This window comes from Blastococcus sp. SYSU D00868, from assembly GCF_054050575.1.
Map to the genome: position 1 here is coordinate 32877 of NZ_JBJGZO010000025.1, position 17599 is coordinate 50475.

General features: G+C 77.4%; 18 protein-coding genes. 10 read left to right on the forward strand and 8 right to left on the reverse strand.

What is annotated here, in order from left to right; all coding sequences use genetic code 11:
- The first annotated feature begins 36 nt into the window (after positions 1–36).
- Together ACI79F_RS18460 and ACI79F_RS18465 are read left to right on the forward strand one after the other, a co-directional pair.
- Positions 37–2100, forward strand: a complete 2064-nt coding sequence (locus ACI79F_RS18460; protein ID WP_456547252.1) for a sensor histidine kinase — start codon at positions 37–39, stop codon at positions 2098–2100.
- On the forward strand, positions 2097–2759 hold the full coding sequence (locus ACI79F_RS18465) for a response regulator (RefSeq protein ID WP_456547253.1): 663 nt from the start codon (positions 2097–2099) through the stop codon (positions 2757–2759). The genes ACI79F_RS18460 and ACI79F_RS18465 overlap by 4 nt, the downstream gene beginning before the upstream one ends.
- Positions 2760–2771: 12 nt before the next feature.
- On the opposite strand, the gene ACI79F_RS18470 is transcribed toward ACI79F_RS18465, so the two are convergent.
- Positions 2772–3032 carry a hypothetical protein gene (locus ACI79F_RS18470; protein ID WP_456547254.1) on the reverse strand — a complete coding sequence of 87 codons (261 nt, stop codon included), beginning with the start codon at positions 3030–3032 and terminating at the stop codon, positions 2772–2774.
- 171 nt (positions 3033–3203) lie between these two features.
- Between ACI79F_RS18470 and ACI79F_RS18475 the strand changes: the two genes are divergently transcribed.
- Complete coding sequence (locus tag ACI79F_RS18475; RefSeq protein ID WP_456547255.1) at positions 3204–4397, forward strand: hypothetical protein; 1194 nt, start codon at positions 3204–3206, stop codon at positions 4395–4397.
- Positions 4398–4401: 4 nt separating this feature from the next.
- Here the strand turns inward: ACI79F_RS18475 and ACI79F_RS18480 are convergent, their stop codons facing one another.
- Entirely contained in the window at positions 4402–5631 is a 1230-nt protein-coding gene (locus tag ACI79F_RS18480; protein ID WP_456547256.1) for a cytochrome P450, read from the reverse strand.
- Positions 5632–5813: 182 nt separating this feature from the next.
- On the opposite strand from ACI79F_RS18480, the gene ACI79F_RS18485 reads away from it, so the two are divergent.
- The gene (locus ACI79F_RS18485; protein WP_456547257.1) at positions 5814–6143 is read left to right on the forward strand and encodes a hypothetical protein; all 330 of its coding nucleotides are present in this window, start codon (positions 5814–5816) and stop codon (positions 6141–6143) included.
- Between the two features lie 331 nt (positions 6144–6474).
- On the opposite strand, the gene ACI79F_RS18490 is transcribed toward ACI79F_RS18485, so the two are convergent.
- Positions 6475–7293, reverse strand: a complete 819-nt coding sequence (locus tag ACI79F_RS18490) for a bestrophin-like domain (RefSeq protein ID WP_456547258.1) — start codon at positions 7291–7293, stop codon at positions 6475–6477.
- 160 nt (positions 7294–7453) lie between these two features.
- Between ACI79F_RS18490 and ACI79F_RS18495 the strand changes: the two genes are divergently transcribed.
- Together ACI79F_RS18495 and ACI79F_RS18500 are read left to right on the forward strand one after the other, a co-directional pair.
- On the forward strand, positions 7454–7612 hold the full coding sequence (locus tag ACI79F_RS18495; protein WP_456547259.1) for a hypothetical protein: 159 nt from the start codon (positions 7454–7456) through the stop codon (positions 7610–7612).
- A gap of 196 nt (positions 7613–7808) precedes the next feature.
- On the forward strand, positions 7809–8390 hold the full coding sequence (locus ACI79F_RS18500) for a hypothetical protein (RefSeq protein ID WP_456547260.1): 582 nt from the start codon (positions 7809–7811) through the stop codon (positions 8388–8390).
- A gap of 54 nt (positions 8391–8444) precedes the next feature.
- Here ACI79F_RS18500 and ACI79F_RS18505 read toward each other — a convergent pair whose 3' ends face one another.
- On the reverse strand, positions 8445–10055 hold the full coding sequence (locus tag ACI79F_RS18505) for an SIR2 family protein (RefSeq protein ID WP_456547261.1): 1611 nt from the start codon (positions 10053–10055) through the stop codon (positions 8445–8447).
- A 94-nt stretch (positions 10056–10149) separates the two neighbouring features.
- Here ACI79F_RS18505 and ACI79F_RS18510 point away from each other — a divergent pair, with 94 nt between their 5' ends.
- Together ACI79F_RS18510 and ACI79F_RS18515 are read left to right on the forward strand one after the other, a co-directional pair.
- Positions 10150–11370 (forward strand): hypothetical protein, encoded by a 1221-nt coding sequence (locus ACI79F_RS18510; protein WP_456547262.1) that lies wholly within the window; start codon positions 10150–10152, stop codon positions 11368–11370.
- A 1-nt stretch (position 11371) separates the two neighbouring features.
- A complete protein-coding gene (locus ACI79F_RS18515) occupies positions 11372–12481 on the forward strand; it encodes a hypothetical protein (protein ID WP_456547263.1) in 1110 nt (369 codons plus the stop codon).
- Positions 12482–12540: 59 nt separating this feature from the next.
- Here the strand turns inward: ACI79F_RS18515 and ACI79F_RS18520 are convergent, their stop codons facing one another.
- The gene (locus tag ACI79F_RS18520) at positions 12541–13182 is read right to left on the reverse strand and encodes a hypothetical protein (protein WP_456547264.1); all 642 of its coding nucleotides are present in this window, start codon (positions 13180–13182) and stop codon (positions 12541–12543) included.
- A gap of 153 nt (positions 13183–13335) precedes the next feature.
- Between ACI79F_RS18520 and ACI79F_RS18525 the strand changes: the two genes are divergently transcribed.
- Both ACI79F_RS18525 and ACI79F_RS18530 read left to right on the forward strand, forming a co-directional pair.
- On the forward strand, positions 13336–14175 hold the full coding sequence (locus ACI79F_RS18525) for a DUF1206 domain-containing protein (RefSeq protein WP_456547265.1): 840 nt from the start codon (positions 13336–13338) through the stop codon (positions 14173–14175).
- Positions 14176–14230: 55 nt separating this feature from the next.
- On the forward strand, positions 14231–15097 hold the full coding sequence (locus ACI79F_RS18530; RefSeq protein ID WP_456547266.1) for a DUF1206 domain-containing protein: 867 nt from the start codon (positions 14231–14233) through the stop codon (positions 15095–15097).
- Here ACI79F_RS18530 and fabG read toward each other — a convergent pair.
- The 3 genes from fabG to ACI79F_RS18545 all read right to left on the reverse strand — a co-directional run bounded on the left by fabG (position 15094) and on the right by ACI79F_RS18545 (position 17556).
- Complete coding sequence (gene fabG / locus ACI79F_RS18535) at positions 15094–15855, reverse strand: 3-oxoacyl-ACP reductase FabG (protein ID WP_456547267.1); 762 nt, start codon at positions 15853–15855, stop codon at positions 15094–15096. The genes ACI79F_RS18530 and fabG overlap by 4 nt on opposite strands.
- A 30-nt stretch (positions 15856–15885) precedes the next feature.
- On the reverse strand, positions 15886–17097 hold the full coding sequence (locus ACI79F_RS18540) for an acetyl-CoA C-acetyltransferase (protein ID WP_456547268.1): 1212 nt from the start codon (positions 17095–17097) through the stop codon (positions 15886–15888).
- Positions 17098–17187: 90 nt separating this feature from the next.
- Entirely contained in the window at positions 17188–17556 is a 369-nt protein-coding gene (locus ACI79F_RS18545; protein ID WP_456547269.1) for an STAS domain-containing protein, read from the reverse strand.
- Positions 17557–17599: the final 43 nt, after the last annotated feature.

Below are 17599 nucleotides of genomic sequence, written 5' to 3' on the forward strand. Positions count from 1 at the left end.
GCCGTCCGGGACCGCTCGCCGTGCAGGATGTCGCCCGTGCCGGGCCCGACCGCCGTCCGCACCCCCGCCGCCGGCGTCCGTGCCTGGCTGCCGGGGGTCCTCGCGCTGACCGGCGTCGTGTGCACGCTAGTCGCCATCGCGATCGGGGCGTGGGCCGGCGGCGTCCCGGTCTACGGGGCCGACGCCGTGATGGGCCTGCTGTACCCGCCGGTGGCCGCGCTCGTGCTGCGCCGGGAGCCGGGCAACCGGGTGGGCTGGCTGCTGCTCACCACCGCCGTCTTCGGGCCCTACCTGCTCGCCGGGCAGTACGTGCAGGGGCCGGTGGTCGACTCCGGGTGGTCCGGGCCGCTGGGCGGGTTCGCCGTGTGGCTGACCGCGTGGGGCTTCACGCCGTACTTCGTCGTCCTCGCGCTGGTCCCCCTGTTCTTCCCGACCGGCACGCTGCCCTCGCCGCGCTGGCGGCCCTTCGCCCGGGTCCTGGTCGGCGCGGTCGCGGTCACGGTGCTGGCCACGATGCTGCGGCGCTACTCCGACTTCACCGAGGCGGTCGAGAGCCCGCTGTCGATCACCGACTCGATGGTGCCCGAGTACGTGCTGCGCTTCGGCTCGCAGATCACCTTCCTGCTCGGCGCCCCGGCCGGGGTGCTCGCCCTGGTGCTGCGGATGCGCCGGTCGCGGGACAAGGAGCGCACCCAGCTGCAGTGGCTGGTGCTGGGCACCACCGTGCTGGTGCTGTGCACGCTGGGCTCCTTCGTCGTCGAGGCGACGCCGCTCACCGACGTCGTCTTCGCCGTCGGGTTCGCGGCCGTCCCGGTCAGCGTGGCCATCGCCGTGCTGCGGCACGGCCTGTTCGACGTGGGGCTGGTCGTCAGCCGCGCGGTCGTGTTCACGGTGCTGTCGGTGCTGCTGCTCGTCGCCTACGCCGTCTTCGTCGGCATGGTCGGCGAGATCAGCGCCGGGGAACGCCGGATCGCGGTCGCGGCCGCCGCGGGCGCGGCGCTGGCCGCGGCCGCCGTCTGGGAGCGGGCGCAGCGGGCGGTCGAGCGGCTGCTGTACGGCGAGCGCCGCGACCCGCTGGCGGTCGCGCACCGGGTCGGCGGCAGCCTCGACCTCGCCGCCGCACCGGCCGAGGCGCTCGACGCGCTCGCCGAGGAGGTGTGCCGCGCCCTGCGGCTGCCCCGGGTGCAGCTCGTCCCGGCCGACCCGCGGCTGCCCACCGCGACCGCGACGGCGCCCGGCCGGGACGACGGCGACGTCACCGTGCTGCCGCTGACCTCGCTGGGCACCGCCGTCGGCGAGCTGCGGGTCACCCACCGCTACCCCGGCGAGCGCTGGCGGCGGACCGAGCGGGCCGCGTTCGCCGACGTCGCCCGCCGCGCCGCCACCCTCGTGTGGGCCGCGGGCCTCGTCGTCGACCTGCAGGCCAGCCGCGAGCGGATCGTCACCGGCCGCGAGGAGGAACGCCGCCGGCTGCGCCACGACCTGCACGACGGCGTCGGCCCCGAGCTGGCCGGCATGGCGCTGCAGCTGGAGCGGCTGGCCGGCAAGCTGGCCGGGCACGAGGACGCGGCGGCCCTGGCCGGGCGGCTGCGCGACCAGATGCGCCGCACCGTCGCCGCCGTCCGCCGCGCCGTCGACGACCTGCGCCCGCCGGCGCTGGACGAGCTCGGCCTGGTCGGCGCGCTGCGCGAGCACGTCGCGGCCTACCGGCTGACCGCAGCCGCCACCGGCCCCGGCCGGCCCGCGGACGACGCCGGTGCCGACGTCACCGTGCTGGCCGAGCAGGAGCTGCCCCCGCTGCGGGCCGCCGTCGAGGTGGCGGCCTACCGGATCGCGACCGAGGCCGTGGCCAACGCCGTCCGGCACGCCGGCGCCACCGACTGCCGGGTGTGCCTGGCCGTCGACGGCGACGACCTGCTCGTCGTGGTCACCGACGACGGCCGCGGCATCGACCCCGGCGCGGTGCCCGGCGTCGGGTCGACCAGCATGCGTGAACGCGCCGCCGAGCTCGGCGGCACCCTGGAGATCGAGACCGCCCCCGGCGAAGGGACGACCGTGCGCACCCGCCTGCCGCTGACCACCACCGAGGCGGCGTCGTGACCGCACGCATCCGGGTGCTGGTCGTCGACGACCACCCCGTCTACCGCGACGGCGTCGCCGACGCCCTCGGCGACGAGACCGACCTCGAGGTGGTCGGCACCGCCGCCGACGGCGACGCCGCGGTCGAGGAGGCGGCGCGGCTCCGGCCGGACGTCGTCCTGATGGACCTGCGGATGCCCGGCACGGGCGGCGTCCCCGCGACAGCGCGGATCGCCGCCGCCCAGCCGGACACCTCGGTGGTCGTGCTGACCATGAGCGACGACGACGACTCGGTCTTCGCCGCCCTCCGCGCCGGCGCCCGCGGCTACCTGCTCAAGGAGTCCGAGGCCGGGGACATCGCCCGCGCGGTGCGCGCCGCCGCCCGCTCCGAGGCGGTGTTCGGGCCGCGGATCGCCGACCGGGTGCTGGCCTTCTTCGCGTCCTCGCGGGCCCGGTCGACCGCCGTCCCGTTCCCCGAGCTGACCGACCGCGAGCGCGAGGTGCTCGACCTCGTGGCGCACGGGCTGTCCAACGCCGCGATCGCCTCCCGGCTGTTCCTGTCGGAGAAGACGGTGCGCAACCGCGTCTCCGACGTGCTGGCCAAGCTGCACGCGGCCAGCCGGGCCGAGGCGGTGGCGCTGGCCCGCGACGCCGGCCTGGGCCCCGCGCCGCAGGGCTGACGGGGGCGGTCGCTACCGGCGGGCCGCCGGCGGGCGGGCGCCCGGCGCCGGGGGGCCGGCCGCCCGGGGACCGGCCGCGCGGGGGTGCGCGGCCCGCCGGGCGGAGAGCTCGGCGACGCCCGCCCCCGCGCCGGCGAGCACGAGCCCGGCCAGACCCCAGAAGACCAGGGACACCCCGGCGGTCGTCGCCGCCACGGTCTCCGCGCGGATCAGGCCGGCGAGCATCACGAGCAGGGACAGCCCCCCGATCGCGGGCGCGAGCCAGCGGCTCATCGCGGCACCTCCTCGCCTCCTGACCCGGTCCCCCGTGCTCGGGGTCCCCGTCCGGGTCCGGCCCCCACGGTGCCCCAGCCGTCCCCGCCCGTCCAACCCGCGTGCAGGCGTTCCCCAAGCGCCCTCGCCCACCGTGAGCGGGTCCGCACCGATCGACACGAAGGCACCCCGATGCCCACCCGTCTGCCCCGCCGGCGCACCACGGCCGGCCGCGCCGTCCCGCTGCTGGCGGTCCCGTTGCTGGCGCTGGCCGCCTGCGGGGCGGACCCCCCGGAGGTGGACGTCACGGCCGGCGTCGTCGTCACCGTCCCCGGCGACCCCGCGACCGGCGACCTGTACCAGCCGACGGCGGTGACCGTGGCCGAGGACGGCACCCGCACGGTCCTCCTGCGCGGCACCGACCGGGTCGGCCTGACGGCGGTCTCGGCCGACGGCGAGGTCGTCGGGGCGGTGACCCTGCCCGGCCTCGGCGAGCTGTACACCGTCGTCCGGACGGCGGCGGGCGAGGTGGCGGTCGGCTGGGTGGACGGCGATCCCGGGGGCTCCGTCGTCCTGGTGCCGGTCGACCCGGCGGCCGGGACGGCCGGGCCCGCCGTGCCGGTGGAGACGCCGGCCCAGGGGCAGGTCCTGCCCGACCTCGTGCAGGCGGTGGCGCTGCCCGACAGCCGGGTGGTCGTGGCCCTCTCCCGGGTGGGCGACGGGCCGCAGGCTCCGCTGCTGATGCTGGTCGACGTCGCCACCGCGGCCGTGGTCGCCACCGCCGAGCTGGACCTCGGGGAGGCCGCCGACGGTGCCCAGCTGCTCGACCTCGCCGACCTCGCCGTGGACGCCGACGGGACGCGGATCGCGGTCGGCGTCGTCGCGTTCTCGCCGGAGTGGGAGGGCATCGCCGGCGGCTTCCGCGCCGTCCTCGCCACGGTCGGCCCGGACCTGCGCCCGGACGGCCCGGCCGTCGACCTGGTGCCGGACGCCGGCTCCGCGCAGGTCGAGGCGGTGGCGGTCGACGCGGACGGCACCGTCTACGCGGTCGCCGCGGCCGGCACCGACCTGGATGCCCGCCTGGTCGCCGTCGAGCCGGGGGCGACCGGGGCCGAGGTGCGCGCCGATCCGGACGAGGACCGGCTGGAGGGCCAGGCCGCCGACCTGGTGATCGCCGGCGGCGCCGCCTGGGTGCTGCACGCCGCGCCCGGCGACGGGGACGACACGTCGCTCAGCCGCGTCGGTCTCGCCGACGGCGAGGCGACCGCCCCGCTCGGGCTCTGCGACGGGTCGGCCGGCGCGCTCGCCGTGGCGCCGGGCGGGGGGCTGGTCGCGGTCGGCGAGTGCGGGTCCGAGGCCGAGCTGTGGGTGCTCGAGCCCCGCTGAGCGCTCAGCCCCGCACGCGCAGCACCACGCCGCTGGCCGGCCGGGCGGGGATCCGCCGCAGGGAGATCGAGAGGTCCTGCTCCGGCACCTCGGCGTCGAGCCGGGCCAGCCGGACGGCGAGCGCGGACAGCAGGCCGACGGTGACCTGCTCGCCCGGGCAGCGGTGGTTGGTCCGCGGGTCGCCGCCGCCCTGCGGCACCAGCTCGAAGGCGCCGATCTCGCGGTCGAGGAAGCGCTCGGGACGGAAGGCGTAGGGCTCGGGCCACAGCTCGGGGTCGTGGTTGGTGCCCCACAGGTCGAGCAGGACCATCGAGTTCTTCGGGATCCGCACGCCGTCCCACTCGACCTCGTGGGGTGCCCGGCCGCCGATGAACGGCGCGAACGGGTAGAAGCGGCGGACCTCGTGCGCCCACGCCTCGGCGAACGCCGGGTCGCCGCCGGCCAGCCGCTCCCGGTGGTGCGGCCAGCGGACCAGCGCGTGGCCGGAGTAGGCGAGGAACCAGGCGATCGCGGTCGTCGGCCGGATCACGTTGAGCAGCTCGACGGCGGCGGTGTGCGGGTCGAGGTGCTCCCCGTCGGCGTCGCGGTGGTGGACGACGACGTCGACCACCGAGCCCGTCGGCACCTCCCGCCGGCCGGCGCGCACGTCGTCGACCAGGGTGGCGAGCCAGGCCTCGCGCCGGCCGCGGGCGCGGCGGGCCCGCCAGTGCCGCGGTCCGCCGGTGGCGAAGCCGTCGACCATCGCCACCAGGTCGCGGGCGACCGCCGGGACCCCGTCGGCGGCGGCCGGGTCGTCGGACACCGGGACGCCCGCCCAGCGGCACACCGAGCCGGCGAGCACCTGCGCGGCCTCGTCGAACAGCACGATCTCCCGCCCGGCCCAGCCGGCGGCCGCGTCGTCCCAGGCGGCGGTGGCGCGCTCCACCAAGGACGCGACGCCGTCCCCCATGAGCAGCGCGACGAACATCGCCTTGCGCATCCGGTGCATGTCACCGTCGAGCGTGTGCACCGCGCCCTTGCCGAACAGCGTGCCCTGCACCGGCTCAGGGATGGCGTGCGCCCGGCGGACGTGGTCCTCGTCGTAGAGGAAGCGCCCCGCGTCCGGGCCCACGATGCCGGTCGCCGGAAGCCCGCCCAGGCGGACGCCGACGGTCCGGCGTCCCCGCGCGCGGCGCGCGTCGGGCAGCCAGCCGTAGCCCTTGGCGAACAGCAGCGGGGAGTTCTCCAGACGCATGCTCGTCCTGCTGCCCAGACCGTGGTGTTCCGACACGGGTACGGGCTCGCCGCGACGTATCCCGGCGTCCGTCAAGTGGCGCGCGCAATCTGTGGACAGCCGTCTGACCTGGGGATTCATCTCGTCGGGCTCCCCCGGGACCGCTAGAATCGAACACAGGTTCGAAGCGGTCGGGAGGCGGGATGGGCGAGCTGCAGTCGGTGCTCGACGAGCTCGCCGCCCTGGACCTGGACGACCTGTCCGACGGCGCGTTGCTGGACGTCCTGCGCGAGGCGATGACCGCCGTGCACCGCATCACCGCCCACGTCACCCGGGTGGCCCGCCGGGTGGACGTCCGCGGCGCCAGCGAGCACGACGGGATCCCGACCACCCAAGCGTGGCTGCGCGGACACCTGGGCCTGTCGGGCGCGTTGGCCGGGCGGCTGGTCGGCCACGGCCGGGTGCTGGAGCACCTGCCGCGGACCGCCGCGCCTTCACCGACGGCGAGCTGGGCGCCGACCACGTCGCGGTGATCGCCCCGATCGCCACCCCGGCCCACCAGGCCCGGGCCGCCGCGCAGGGCATCGACCTCGCGCAGGTGGAGGCCGCGCTGGTCACCGTCGCCGTGCACGGCACCCACCGGGATCTGCGGCTGACCGTGGCCGACTACCTGGCCCGGCTCGACCCCGACGGGCCCGAACCCGACCCCACCGAGGAGCGGGCGGTCACGCTCGTGCAGCATCCCGACGGCGGCTGGACCCTGCGCGGCACCCTGGACGCCGTCGGTGGGCAGAAGGTCGCCACCGCCCTGGAGGCCATCGCCGCGGCCTCCCGGGCGCGGGGCACCGGCGCGCGCCCACGGGCTCAGTCACCGGTGAGCGACTCACCCGACCGGTCACAGGGCGGGTCGGCCCCGGCGGGCAGGGTGCCGAGCTGCTCCTCGACGGAACGTATGGCCGTGGGGTCGATCCGGGCCACGCCTCCGAAGGGGCGGTCGAGGTCGAGGATCACGAGCAGGGACGCCGTGAAGATGAGCGCGGTGAGGCCCAGGAGCGCCCACCGCAGGCTCGGGCGGATCCGGCGGCCGGCGAAGGCGGCCGTGGACGCGACAGTGATGGCGACGCAGCCGACCAGCAGTGCCGTCACGATGGCCGGCACCGAGGGCGCGGCCTCGGCGAGACGGTCCCGCCGGGCCGCGACGCGGTCGCGCTCGGCGGTGACCACCTCGCCCACCAGGGTCTCGCTGATGCCGCCCTGCTGCGCCCGGGCGACGGCGGCCGCGACCCGCGCATCGGCGTCGCTGGAGATCGACGACGTCCGGCGGGTCTCCTCGAGCGAGGCCCACCCGGGGCCGGCGACGGCGCGGGCGTAGCAGCGCAGCAGGCCGACGAGTTCCGGTCCGGTCGGCGACGGGAGGAGCGCCGCGGCGACGGCCTCCGTCGCCACGGCGCCGGCCTCGTCCTCGGCGGCGTCGCTGGCGTCCTCGTACGAGGAGAACGTCTGGACGAGGACGAACGCCAGGACGAGCGCGACGAGGATGCGCACGGGAGCCAGCAGGTCGGTCAGCGGGATGCCCTCGGCGGCGTCCTGCCCGTCGGTCCGTTCACGCCGAGCGAGGCGGCACTGCGCCAGCAGCCCGAGCGCGCCCGACAGCACCACGACGGTGATGACCAGGGCCGCCATGCCGGGACGGTACTGCCGGGCCGCCGGTCACCGGCACCCACGCGGCCGGACCACGACCCGCGGCACACCGACCGGCGTGAGGGCGTCTGCGCTGGTCGGTGGGGGTAGTGCTGCGCTCCAGTCGTCCGACCCGGTCGGCGACCCGCGACCGGAGGTGGGCATGGCCGAGAAGAGCGGCAAGGGCAGCAGCACGGCGAAGAAGGCGAACGCCAAGGCGGAGAAGGAGGGCAAGGAGAACCCGCGCACCAGCTCGGCCGCCCAGAGCGAGCTGGGCAAGAAGGGCGGGAAGAAGAGCGGCAAGAAGAACACGAAGTCGTGACCGTGGCCCCCTGGGGAGCCGCAGCAGCCCTCCGGCTGGATGCCGAGCGGGTCCGAGGGCGGTGGGCACCACGGTGAGCGACAGACCTCCCGGCCCGGAGCACCCGCACTTCGGTCGGCCTCAGCGGGCCTTCGGAGGCCCCGGCCGGAACGGCCTCGGCATGGGGCGGGGGCACAGCAGGGGGCTCGCGGACGAGGTGTTCGCAGACCAGCCGGACCGTGGTGGAGGCGCCGGCTGGCACCCGCCGGACTGGAGGCCGGTCGATCGATCCGACCTGGAGTGGTCCGTCGCCGCCGAACTCGTCCGCACCGCGCCGGCACGGCGGATCGGCGACGACCACCACCCGCGGGACGTCCGCGCCGGCCGGATCGACGACGGCGGAGCGCTGGCCTTCGAGATCGCCGTCTCGGCGTCCACGGGGTGGATCGTCGAGTGGGCGGTGACCGCGCTCTCCTGGCCGAGCGGGGCGCCGAGGATCCGGTGGACGCCCGCCCGGCTGTGGGCGCACGACCACGACGGGCTGGTCGACCTCCCGAGCGGCGACACCCGCTTCGACGCCCGGTGGCGGGTGCTCGGTGCCGCCGACGACCCGCGGGCGCGGCGGCTGGCCACCGCCCCCGCCGTCCAGCGCGCCCTACTGGCGACGGATGACGGCGACGAGATCTGGACGGCGGCCGGGCACGTCGCCGCGTTGCGTCCGGACGGGCACCGTGCAGCGCTGCTGAGCCACCACGTCCGGCTCCTGGCCGTCCTCCGCGCCGCCCTCGCCGAGCCTTGACGCACGGGGTGCCGCCCCGGGCGGATGCGTCCGTCGCCGGTGAGACGAGTCCGCTCAGCCGGGGCGCTGCTCCTGGACCCGGTCGTCGCGGGGCTCGGTGCGCCCGTCCGCCGGTGTGCCGGCGGCCGGCTCGCCGGCGGAGGCGCCCGAGCCCAGCCGGCGCAGCAGGGCGGCCACCTCCTCGGCGGCCGACGACCGCCCGCCGCCGTCGGCGAGCGCGTCGGCGACGGGCTGCAGTGCCTCGGCCAGCCGCCGCTCCTCCTCGTCGAGCAGCCCGCGGTAGGAGGGGTCGAGCAGGTAGCCGGTGGGCGGCGTGGCCAGGCAGCCGATGAGGTCCAGCAGCACCTCGAGCCGGCGGGCGGCCTCGGCCGGGGAGGCGTCGGCAGTGGCCATGGCCACGGTGGTGACGTCCTGCTCCCACAGCCGGCTGCGCGCCGGGTCCTCCATCAGCGCCAGCACCGTCCCCGCCCGCCGGCCGGGCGAGGACCCCGGCAGCTGCACGGCGCGGCGCACCTGGTGGGCGATCCGGATGAGGTCGTCGTCCAGCATCGAGGTGCCGACGAACAGCACGTGCCGGGTGAGCAGCAGCGAGTGCAGCACCCCGGCCAGCGCCGTCCGGGTGTCGCCGGACTCCAGGTACTCCTCCCGGGTCAGCACGACGCTGTCGGGGTGCGCGGCGTCGCCGTGCAGCTTGAGCAGCCAGGGCGCGCCGGGCCGCGGCTCGTCGAACGGCAGCACGGTGAGCGCGCGGCCGATGTCGCCGGCGGCCAGCTCCACCAGCGGGTCGTAGTTGGTCGTCACGAACTCCTGCACCGGCAGGTCGGCGACCAGCGCGTGCGCCAGCGCGTACCGGCCGGGCCCGAACCGCTCCTTGACGAACGCCTCCAGCCGGTCGCGGCCGAGCTCCCGCGCCAGCAGCGCGGCCGAGTCCTGCGCCGGCAGCCGCGAGAGGCCGGCGCGCAGCCGGTCGTCGAGGCCGGAGCGGGTCGCCAGCTCGTCGAGCAGCTGCTCCCAGGTGGGCAGGCCCGCGGCCGCGCTCACGCCCGCGCCCACGAACAGCGCCAGCTGCCCGCGGCGGGCCATCCGGCCCAGCTCGTGCGCGGTGTGCACCAGCGGCTCCGGCAGCGCCCAGGCACCGTCCTGACCGCGGCGGACCCGCTGGGCGGCGGCCAGGTCGCTGGGCCCGCGCAGCACCAGGGCGACGTCGAACCCGTGCTCGCCGGCGGCCTCGCGCAGCACCGGCAGCAGCTGCCGGAGCAGCTCCCCGCGGGCCCCGGCGGCACCGCCCCAGCCGGTGCCCAGCGCCGGGAGGCCGACCAGCCGCCGCGCCCGCCCGTGCCGCGGCCGGTCCACCGGGCGGGCGGCGACCGCGGCCAGCGCCTCGCGGGCGCCGTCGAGCAGCCAGGACAGCCCGCGCCCGTCGTCGTCCACCGAGTCGACCAGCCAGACGCACGGGTCGCCGTCCGGCAGCCGCAGCACCCGCTCGTCGCCGGCCCACTCCAGTCCGAGGCACACGCCGTCGGCGTCCTCGGCGGTGACCAGCCCGGCGGGGACCAGCGGCCGCCAGCTCGGCGCGATCCGCAGCGCCCGGCCGGTGGGCACCAGGACGTCGTCGCAGGACAGCCGCGTCAGGTCCGCCCCGACGACGAAGACGTGTCCGCCCACGGGCCTGCCCTACCCCGCCCCGGTGATCGCGGAACGGCAACGGACACAAGTGCGGCGCCAGCGCTCCCCAAGCGCCGCCCCCGAGGGTGGCCGCATGAGATCGCGATCCCTGCCCGCCGCCGGCGCGCTGACGGCGGCGCTGCTGCTCGCCGGCTGCACCTCGAGCATCGACGGTTCGGCCGCGCCGCTCGCCGGCGCCGGGCCGGCCGGGGCCCCGGCACCCGCCGCCGCGCCGGACGTCCGGGTGGTCCCGCTGCTCGCGCCGGCCACCGCGGACCGCCGCGCGGCGCTGCTGGCGCCCGACGGGGACGACGGCGCCGTCGCGTTGCTGCGCGAGCTGTCCGACGAGGGCGGGGACCTCTCCACCTTCGTCGCCCTCGGTCTGATCACGCCCGAGGGGCCGGGCAGCGGACCCGACGAGCCCGGCGTCACCGCCGAGACCACCGTCCCGGCGGTCGACGACCCGGTCCTCGTCGCGCACAGCCCGGAGGGCGGGCTGACCGTGCTCGTCGGCTCGATCGGCGAGCCGGGCGCCGACGTCCGGTTCGGCTTCCTCGTGCTCACGGACTCCGTGCAGACGGTGCACGTCGACGACCCGCAGCTCGCCGACCCCGACACCGTCGCCGCCGCGCTCTCCGCCGACGGCGCCGTGCTGTACCTGCTGGCCCAGGACGACGGCGCCCCGGCGGTCCTGTTCGCCGTGGACACCGCCGACGGCGCGGTGCTCGCCCGGACCGACGTCGAGGTCCCCGGCGGCGGCGAGGTGACCGCCCGCGGGCTGGCTGCCGTCCCGGACGGCGGCGTGGTCGCCGGGGTCGACGTCGGCGTGATCGACGGCGGGGCCGCCACCTCCGCGACGCTCCTCCGCTGGGACGCCGACCTCGAGCCGGCCGGCGAGGAGCTGGCGCTGGCGCCCGACACCGGGACCAGCAGCGTCCACGAGGTCGCCGTCCTCGACGACGGCACCGCGGTCGCCGCGGTGTCCGCCGCCCGGCCCGGCGACGAGCAGCTGCGGCTGGTGGCCGTCGCGGGCGACGTCCTCACCACGGTCGCCGAGCTGCCGGACGACTTCGACCCGGGTGGGCTCGCCGTCGACCCGGACGGCGGATCGGCCTACCTGGCCGTCCGCGAGCGCGACACCTACGTGCCCACCCTCGTCGTCGCCGACCTGGCCGGCGGGCCCGCCACGACCGTCGATCTGTGCCGCGTCGGCTTCGTCGACGACGTCGCGGTGGCCGCCGACGGCGGGGTCGTCTGGGTCAGCGGCGTGTGTGACGAGGGCACCACGGGCCCCGTCGTCTGGGCGGTGGGCTGAGATGCGCCCACGTCTGCTCCCCCTCGCCGCGGCCGCAGCGTGCGCGCTGGCCGGCTGCACCGCCGGCGCCGGCCCCGACGGTCCCGACGGCCCCGGCGGCACCCCCGTGCTGCTCGACCGCACCGTCGCGCTCGCCGGGGACGTCGCCGACGCCGACCTGGCCGGCGGGGTGACGGTCTCCCCCGACGGCACCGCGCTGGTCTGGTCGCACGGCCCCGCCGGCCGGTCCGCGCTCACCACCGTGGACCTCGCCGCCGGCCGCGCGGCGCACGACACCGTCCGCTTCCAGGACCTCGAGCCCGACCTCGTCCTGCCGGCCGGGGACCGGGCGTACGTCGTCGGCCGGGTCGGCTCGTCCGTGTCCGGCGTCCACGCGGTGACCACGGTCGACCCGGTCACCGGCGAGGTGCTCGACACGCAGGAGCTCCCCGGCACGCAGCACGCCGCCGGCCTCGCGGCGGCGGCGCTGCCCGACGGCCGGGTGGTCGTCGCCGGCGACCGCACCGACGGGCCGCCCTTCCTGCTGCTGGTCGACCCGGCGGGCGACCCGGAACTCGGCACCGTCCCCTGGTCGGCCCGCGTCGACGTCTCCGCCGTCGCCGGCGAGGACGACCGGGTGCAGGTCGAGGCGCTCGCCACCAGCCCCGACGGCGGCCACACGGCGGTCGCGCTCTCCGTGCGCGCCGCCGGCGCCACGACGTGGACGCCCGCCGTGGTCGTCGTCGAGTCCGAGCGGTTCACCCCGGTCGACGACGCCCTCGCCCTCGACGGCCCGCCGGTGTCCGCGCTCGCCGTCGCCGACGACGGCCGCGTCTACGTCGCCGGCCGCGACACCGCCGGCGTCCGCGAGGTCGACGTCGACGCCCGCACCGCGGCGGAGCTGCCCGCCGGGCTCGGCGAGGTCACCGGGCTGGCGGTCGTCGGGGACGAGGTCGTCGCCGTGACCCGGGGGCTCGAGCTCGTCCGGGTCGACCGGGACGACGACCGGGTCACCGGCACCGTCGACCTGTGCGCCGACACCGGCGCGGCCGCCGGCATCGGCGTCGCGCCCGACGGCGCGCTCGTGGTGGCCGCCAACTGCGCCGGCGCCGGGCTGTGGGTGGTGCCGTGACCCAGGACGACGCGGCCGCGATCTCCCGCGGGTCGGACGCCGGGGCGGAGGGGAAGCCGCTAGGAGAGGACGCCGCAGCCGCCGCCGGCGCACGCGCAGCCCGCGCACCCGGCGGGCTGCTGCGGCGGCGCCGGGCGCGCGGCCGCGGCGCGCAGCCCCGCCGAGCCGGTCAGCAGGACCAGGCCGAGCGCGGCGACGCCGAACGCGGCGACCAGCGTGGCGCCACCCCGGGCCCGCGCCCAGTCGGTGGCCAGCCCGGTGCCGACCAGCAGCCCGGTCACGAGCACCGACCACACCAGGGCGACCAGCCCGCCGCGGCGGGCGACGGCGCCGCGGGAGAGCAGGACGACGGAGGTGGCCAGCAGCCCGAGCGGGGCGGCGACGAGGAGCACCCAGCCGGCGAGCGTGCCGGGGACGGCGGCGACGGCGAGGGCGGCTGCGCCGGCGACGGCCGTGGCCAGCCCGACGCCGCGCACCTGCCGGTCGAGCCCGTCCCGCCCGGCGCGGGCCACGAGCACCGCACCCCGGACGGCGCCGAACAGACCCAGCGCCGCCAGCAGCAGCCGCGCGCCGCCGCCGGTCCAGAACGCGGCGACCACCGCCACCGCGACCAGGGCGATCCCGAGCGCCAGCCACCGGGGCCAGGCCCGCCGGGCCACCGCCGGGTCCGCCTGCGCCGTCGTCATCGCCGTACTCGCCACGTCCGCCAGTGTCCCTCACCGGGCGCGGCCGCCGGCGCACCACCGGTCGCTGCCCGCCACCCGGTCGGCTGACCGGGGAGCGCTCGCCGGGCGCGGGGGTGCCCGCTGTGCCAGATTCGTCGCGCACGGGGGCAGGAGGAACGGGGTAGCGGGATGAGCGTCGGGTCTCAGACGAGCGCGGCGGGCCGGGCGGGTGCCGGGGACGGCCTGGAGAACCTGGCCCGGGTCGGGTTGCTCGCCTACGGGGTGGTGCACCTGCTGATCGCCTGGCTGGCGCTGCAGCTGGCGTGGGGCGGTGGCGGCGGCGAGTCGGCCGACCAGTCGGGCGCGATGGCCACCCTCGCCGACTCCGCGGTCGGCAAGCCGCTGCTGTGGGTCATCGCGGTCGGGCTGATCGCGCTGGCGGCCTGGCAGGCTGCGGAGGTGCTGCGCTGGCGGTGGGCGATGCGCGGCGGCGGCGACGCCCGCAAGAAGGCGGCCGGCAAGATCGTCAAGTCGATCGCCAAGGCCGTGGTCTACGTGGCCCTCGCCGTCCTGGCCATCCGGTACGCCACCGGGTCGGGCGGGTCCAGCTCGCAGCAGCAGCAGCAGACGACCGCCGGCGTCTTCGGCTGGCCCGGCGGCCGCTGGTGGGTCGGGCTGGCCGGTCTGGTGCTCGTCGGGGTCGGCGTCTACCACGTCTACAAGGGCGTCTCGCGGAAGTTCCTCAAGCAGATCGACCTCGCCTCCGCCTCCCCCGGCGCCCGCCGGCTGGTCGAGAAGGTGGGCCTGGTCGGCTTCCCCGGCAAGGGCATCGCGCTGGCGCTCGTCGGCGGGCTGCTCGTCTACGCCGCCGTCACGTTCGACCCGGAGAAGGCCAGCGGCCTCGACGGGGCGATGCGCACCGTGCTCGACGCCCCGTTCGGCCAGTTCCTGCTCACCCTGGTGGCGCTGGGCATCGCCGCGTTCGGCGTCTTCTGCCTGATCCGCGCCCGCTACCCCGAGCGCACGTGAGGCCGCCCCGCACCGGGGCGCGGCGCCACGGGGGGCGCGGCGGCACCGCACGCGGATGCCGCTGACCCGCGCCCTCCTGGCCCGCGTCTCCGGGGCGGTCGAGCGGGCCCGCGAGGTCACCGACCACCCCGTGCTGCAGGCCCTCGCCCGGGCCGGCCTGGTCGCCTACGGGCTGCTGCACCTGCTCATCGCGTGGCTGGCGGTGCAGCTGGCGCGCGGGGTCGGCGCCGCCGACGCCGACCAGACCGGCGCGCTGCAGACCGTCGCCGGCGGTCCGGGCGGCCGGGTGCTGCTGTGGGCGATCGGCCTCGGGCTGCTGTCGCTGGCGCTGTGGCAGGCCGGTGAGGTGCTGCTGTGGTGGCGCGGCCTGCTCGACGCCCGGCACCGGGTGCGCACCGCGGTGGTGTGCGCGAAGTGCCTGGCCAAGGCGCTGGTCTACGCCGTCCTGGGGGCGACCGGCCTGCTCTTCGCGGCCGGCGCCGGCTACCAGGCCGACGAGCGGCTGCGCGAGCTCACCGACGAGGCGCTCGAGGTGCCCGGCGGCGCGGTGGCGGTCGGCGCGGCCGCCGTCGCCGTCCTCGCCGTCGGCCTGTACACGCTCTCCCGGGGCGTCACCGGCGGGTTCATGCGCGACATCGACCTGCCCGCCGCCCCCGACCGGTGGGAGCCGGTCATCGAGGCGGCCGGGCGGGTGGGCTACCTGGCCAAGGGGGTCGCCTTCGGGCTGGTCGGCGTCCTGCTGTGGCGGGCGGCGACGTCGGCGGACGTCTCGACCGCCACCGGTCTGGACGGCGCGATGACCGCCATGGCCGGGGTGGAGGCCGGGCCGTGGCTGCTCGGCGCGGTCGCGGCCGGGTTCGCCGCGTTCGGGCTGTACGCCCTCGCCCGCGCGCGCTACCCCGACCGCGACCCGTCGAGCTAGGTGCGCGGGCCGCCCGCGACGTAGAGCACCTGGCCGGAGATGAAGCCCGCGCCCTCGCTGACGAAGTACGAGACGGCGTGCGCGATGTCCTCGGGCAGGCCCGCCCGGGCGACCGGGATGGCGGCGGCACGCTCGGCGACGTACTCCTCCCAGTCCCGGCCGATCCGCTCGGCGGTCGCCTTGGTCATCTCGGTCTGGATGAAGCCGGGGGCGATCGAGTTCGCGGTGACCCCGAACTTGCCCAGCTCGATGGCGATCGTCTTGGTGAAGCCCTGCAGCCCGGCCTTGGCCGCGGCGTAGTTGGCCTGGCCGCGGTTGCCCAGGGCCGAGGTCGACGACAGGTTGACGATCCGGCCCCACTTGGCGTCGATCATGTGCTTCTGCGCCGCGCGGGTCATCAGGAACGACCCGCGCAGGTGCACCGCCATGACCAGGTCCCAGTCGGACTCGGTCATCTTGAACAGCAGGTTGTCGCGGGTCACCCCGGCGTTGTTGACCAGCACCAGCGGCGGGCCGAGCTCGGCGGCGATCCGGTCGACCGCGGCCTGCACCTGCCCGGCGTCGCTCACGTCGGCGCCGACCGCGAGCCCGCGGCCGCCGGCGGCCTCGATCGCCTCGACGGTGCCCTTGGCCGCCGACTCCTCCAGGTCGACCACCGCGACGGCGAACCCGTCGGCGGCCAGCCGGACGGCGGTCGCGGCGCCGATGCCGCGGGCGGCGCCGGTGACGATCGCGACGCGCTGGGCGGACTCACTCATGCTGCTGTGCCTCTCTGTCGGGGGTGGTGGTCAGGCGCGCTCGAAGAGGGCGGCCAGGCCCTGCCCGCCGCCGATGCACATGGTCTCCAGCCCGTAGCGGGCCTCGCGGCGGGCCATCTCCCGGGTCAGCGTGGCCAGGATGCGCCCGCCGGTGGCGCCCACCGGGTGGCCGAGGGAGATGCCGGAGCCGTTGACGTTGACCCGCTCGAAGTCGGTCTCGGTGAAGCCCCACTCCCGGGTGCAGGCCAGCACCTGGGAGGCGAAGGCCTCGTTGAGCTCGATCAGGTCGACGTCGGCGAGCTTCACGTCCGCCAGCGCCAGCGCCTTGGCCGTCGCCGGCACCGGGCCGATGCCCATCGTCCTCGGCGGCACGCCGGCCACCGCCCAGGAGACCAGCTTCGCCAGCGGGCGCAGGCCGTACTCGGCGGCCTTCTCCGGGGTGGTCACCACGCAGACCGCGGCGCCGTCGTTCTGCCCGCTGGCGTTGCCGGCGGTGACGGTGGCCTCGGGGTCGGACTTCCCCATGATCGGGCGCAGCTTGGCCAGGGTCTCCACGTTCGCGTCGGGGCGGATGTGCTCGTCGCGGTCGACGACGGTGTCGCCCTTCCGGCCGCTGATGGTGACCGGCACGATCTCCTCGGCGAACCGGCCGGCCTCGGTGGCCGCGGCGGCCCGCTGGTGGGAGCGGACGGCGTACTCGTCCTGCTCCTCGCGGGGGATGTGGTACTCCGCGCGCAGGTTCTCCGCCGTCTCGATCATGCCGCCGGGCACCGGGTGGTTCACGCCGCCGGCGGTGACCCGGCCGCGGGCGAGCCCGTCCTGCAGCAGCACCCCGGGGCCGGCCTTGACCCCCCACCGCATCGCGGTCGAGTAGAACGGCGCGTTGCTCATCGACTCCGCGCCGCCGGCCAGCACCACGTCGGCCGCGCCGGTCTGCACCGACATGGCCGCGTACAGCACCGCCTGCAGCCCCGACCCGCAGCGCCGGTCGATCTGCAGCCCCGAGGCGGTCACCGGCAGCCCGGCGTCCAGCGCGGCGACCCGGCCGATCGCCGGGGCCTCCATCGTCGGGTAGCAGTTGCCCAGCAGCACGTCGTCCACCGACTCCGGCGGCAGGCCGGTGCGCTCCATCAGCGCCCGGATCACCGTGCTGGCCAGGTCCTGCACGGGGACGTCGCGCAACGACCCGCCGAACCCCCCGACGGGCGTCCGCAGGGGCTCACAGATCACGGCAGTGCGCACGGGGACCTCCTCGACGCGGCGACGCACCCGGTCGCCTGGACGACTGCGAGTCTGCCCCGCCCGGTCGGGAGTGCCGCGCCGGGCCCCGGGTCAGGCCGCGCCGGCGCCCGGCCGGACCATCTCGACGCCCAGGACCTCCTCCAGGCCGGTCACCTGGATGGGCCGCAGCACCGCGCGGGTGGCGGCCAGCACGCGCAGCCGCACGCCGAGCCGCGCCGCCCGGCCGCGGGCGGAGACGAGTGCGTGCAGCCCCGCGGAGTCGAGGAAGGTGACGGCGCAGAGGTCGACGACGAGCTCCTCCGGGCCGGCGGCGAGCAGCGAGTCGACGCACGCGCTCAGCCGGGGCGCGGTGGAGCAGTCGACCTCCCCGGAGACGGAGACGGCGGCGGTCGCGTCGGTGCGCGACGTCGTCACGGACATCAGGTCGGGGGGTGGGGGGCCGGTCCTGCTGGTGGTCACGAGACGCCTCTCGAGGGGCGGGCTCGTACGGAGTGCTGCGTCC

Excerpts from the sequence above, each read along its gene's own strand:
- ACI79F_RS18470 (WP_456547254.1), bottom strand. The coding sequence starts at position 3,032 with ATGAGCCGCTGGCTCGCGCCCGCGATCGGGGGGCTGTCCCTGCTCGTG.
- ACI79F_RS18475 (WP_456547255.1), top strand. The coding sequence starts at position 3,204 with ATGCCCACCCGTCTGCCCCGCCGGCGCACCACGGCCGGCCGCGCCGTC.
- ACI79F_RS18480 (WP_456547256.1), bottom strand. The coding sequence starts at position 5,631 with ATGCGTCTGGAGAACTCCCCGCTGCTGTTCGCCAAGGGCTACGGCTGG.
- ACI79F_RS18485 (WP_456547257.1), top strand. The coding sequence starts at position 5,814 with ATGGGCGAGCTGCAGTCGGTGCTCGACGAGCTCGCCGCCCTGGACCTG.
- ACI79F_RS18490 (WP_456547258.1), bottom strand. The coding sequence starts at position 7,293 with ATGGCGGCCCTGGTCATCACCGTCGTGGTGCTGTCGGGCGCGCTCGGG.
- ACI79F_RS18495 (WP_456547259.1), top strand. The coding sequence starts at position 7,454 with ATGGCCGAGAAGAGCGGCAAGGGCAGCAGCACGGCGAAGAAGGCGAAC.
- ACI79F_RS18510 (WP_456547262.1), top strand. The coding sequence starts at position 10,150 with ATGAGATCGCGATCCCTGCCCGCCGCCGGCGCGCTGACGGCGGCGCTG.
- ACI79F_RS18515 (WP_456547263.1), top strand. The coding sequence starts at position 11,372 with ATGCGCCCACGTCTGCTCCCCCTCGCCGCGGCCGCAGCGTGCGCGCTG.
- ACI79F_RS18525 (WP_456547265.1), top strand. The coding sequence starts at position 13,336 with ATGAGCGTCGGGTCTCAGACGAGCGCGGCGGGCCGGGCGGGTGCCGGG.
- ACI79F_RS18530 (WP_456547266.1), top strand. The coding sequence starts at position 14,231 with ATGCCGCTGACCCGCGCCCTCCTGGCCCGCGTCTCCGGGGCGGTCGAG.
- fabG (WP_456547267.1), bottom strand. The coding sequence starts at position 15,855 with ATGAGTGAGTCCGCCCAGCGCGTCGCGATCGTCACCGGCGCCGCCCGC.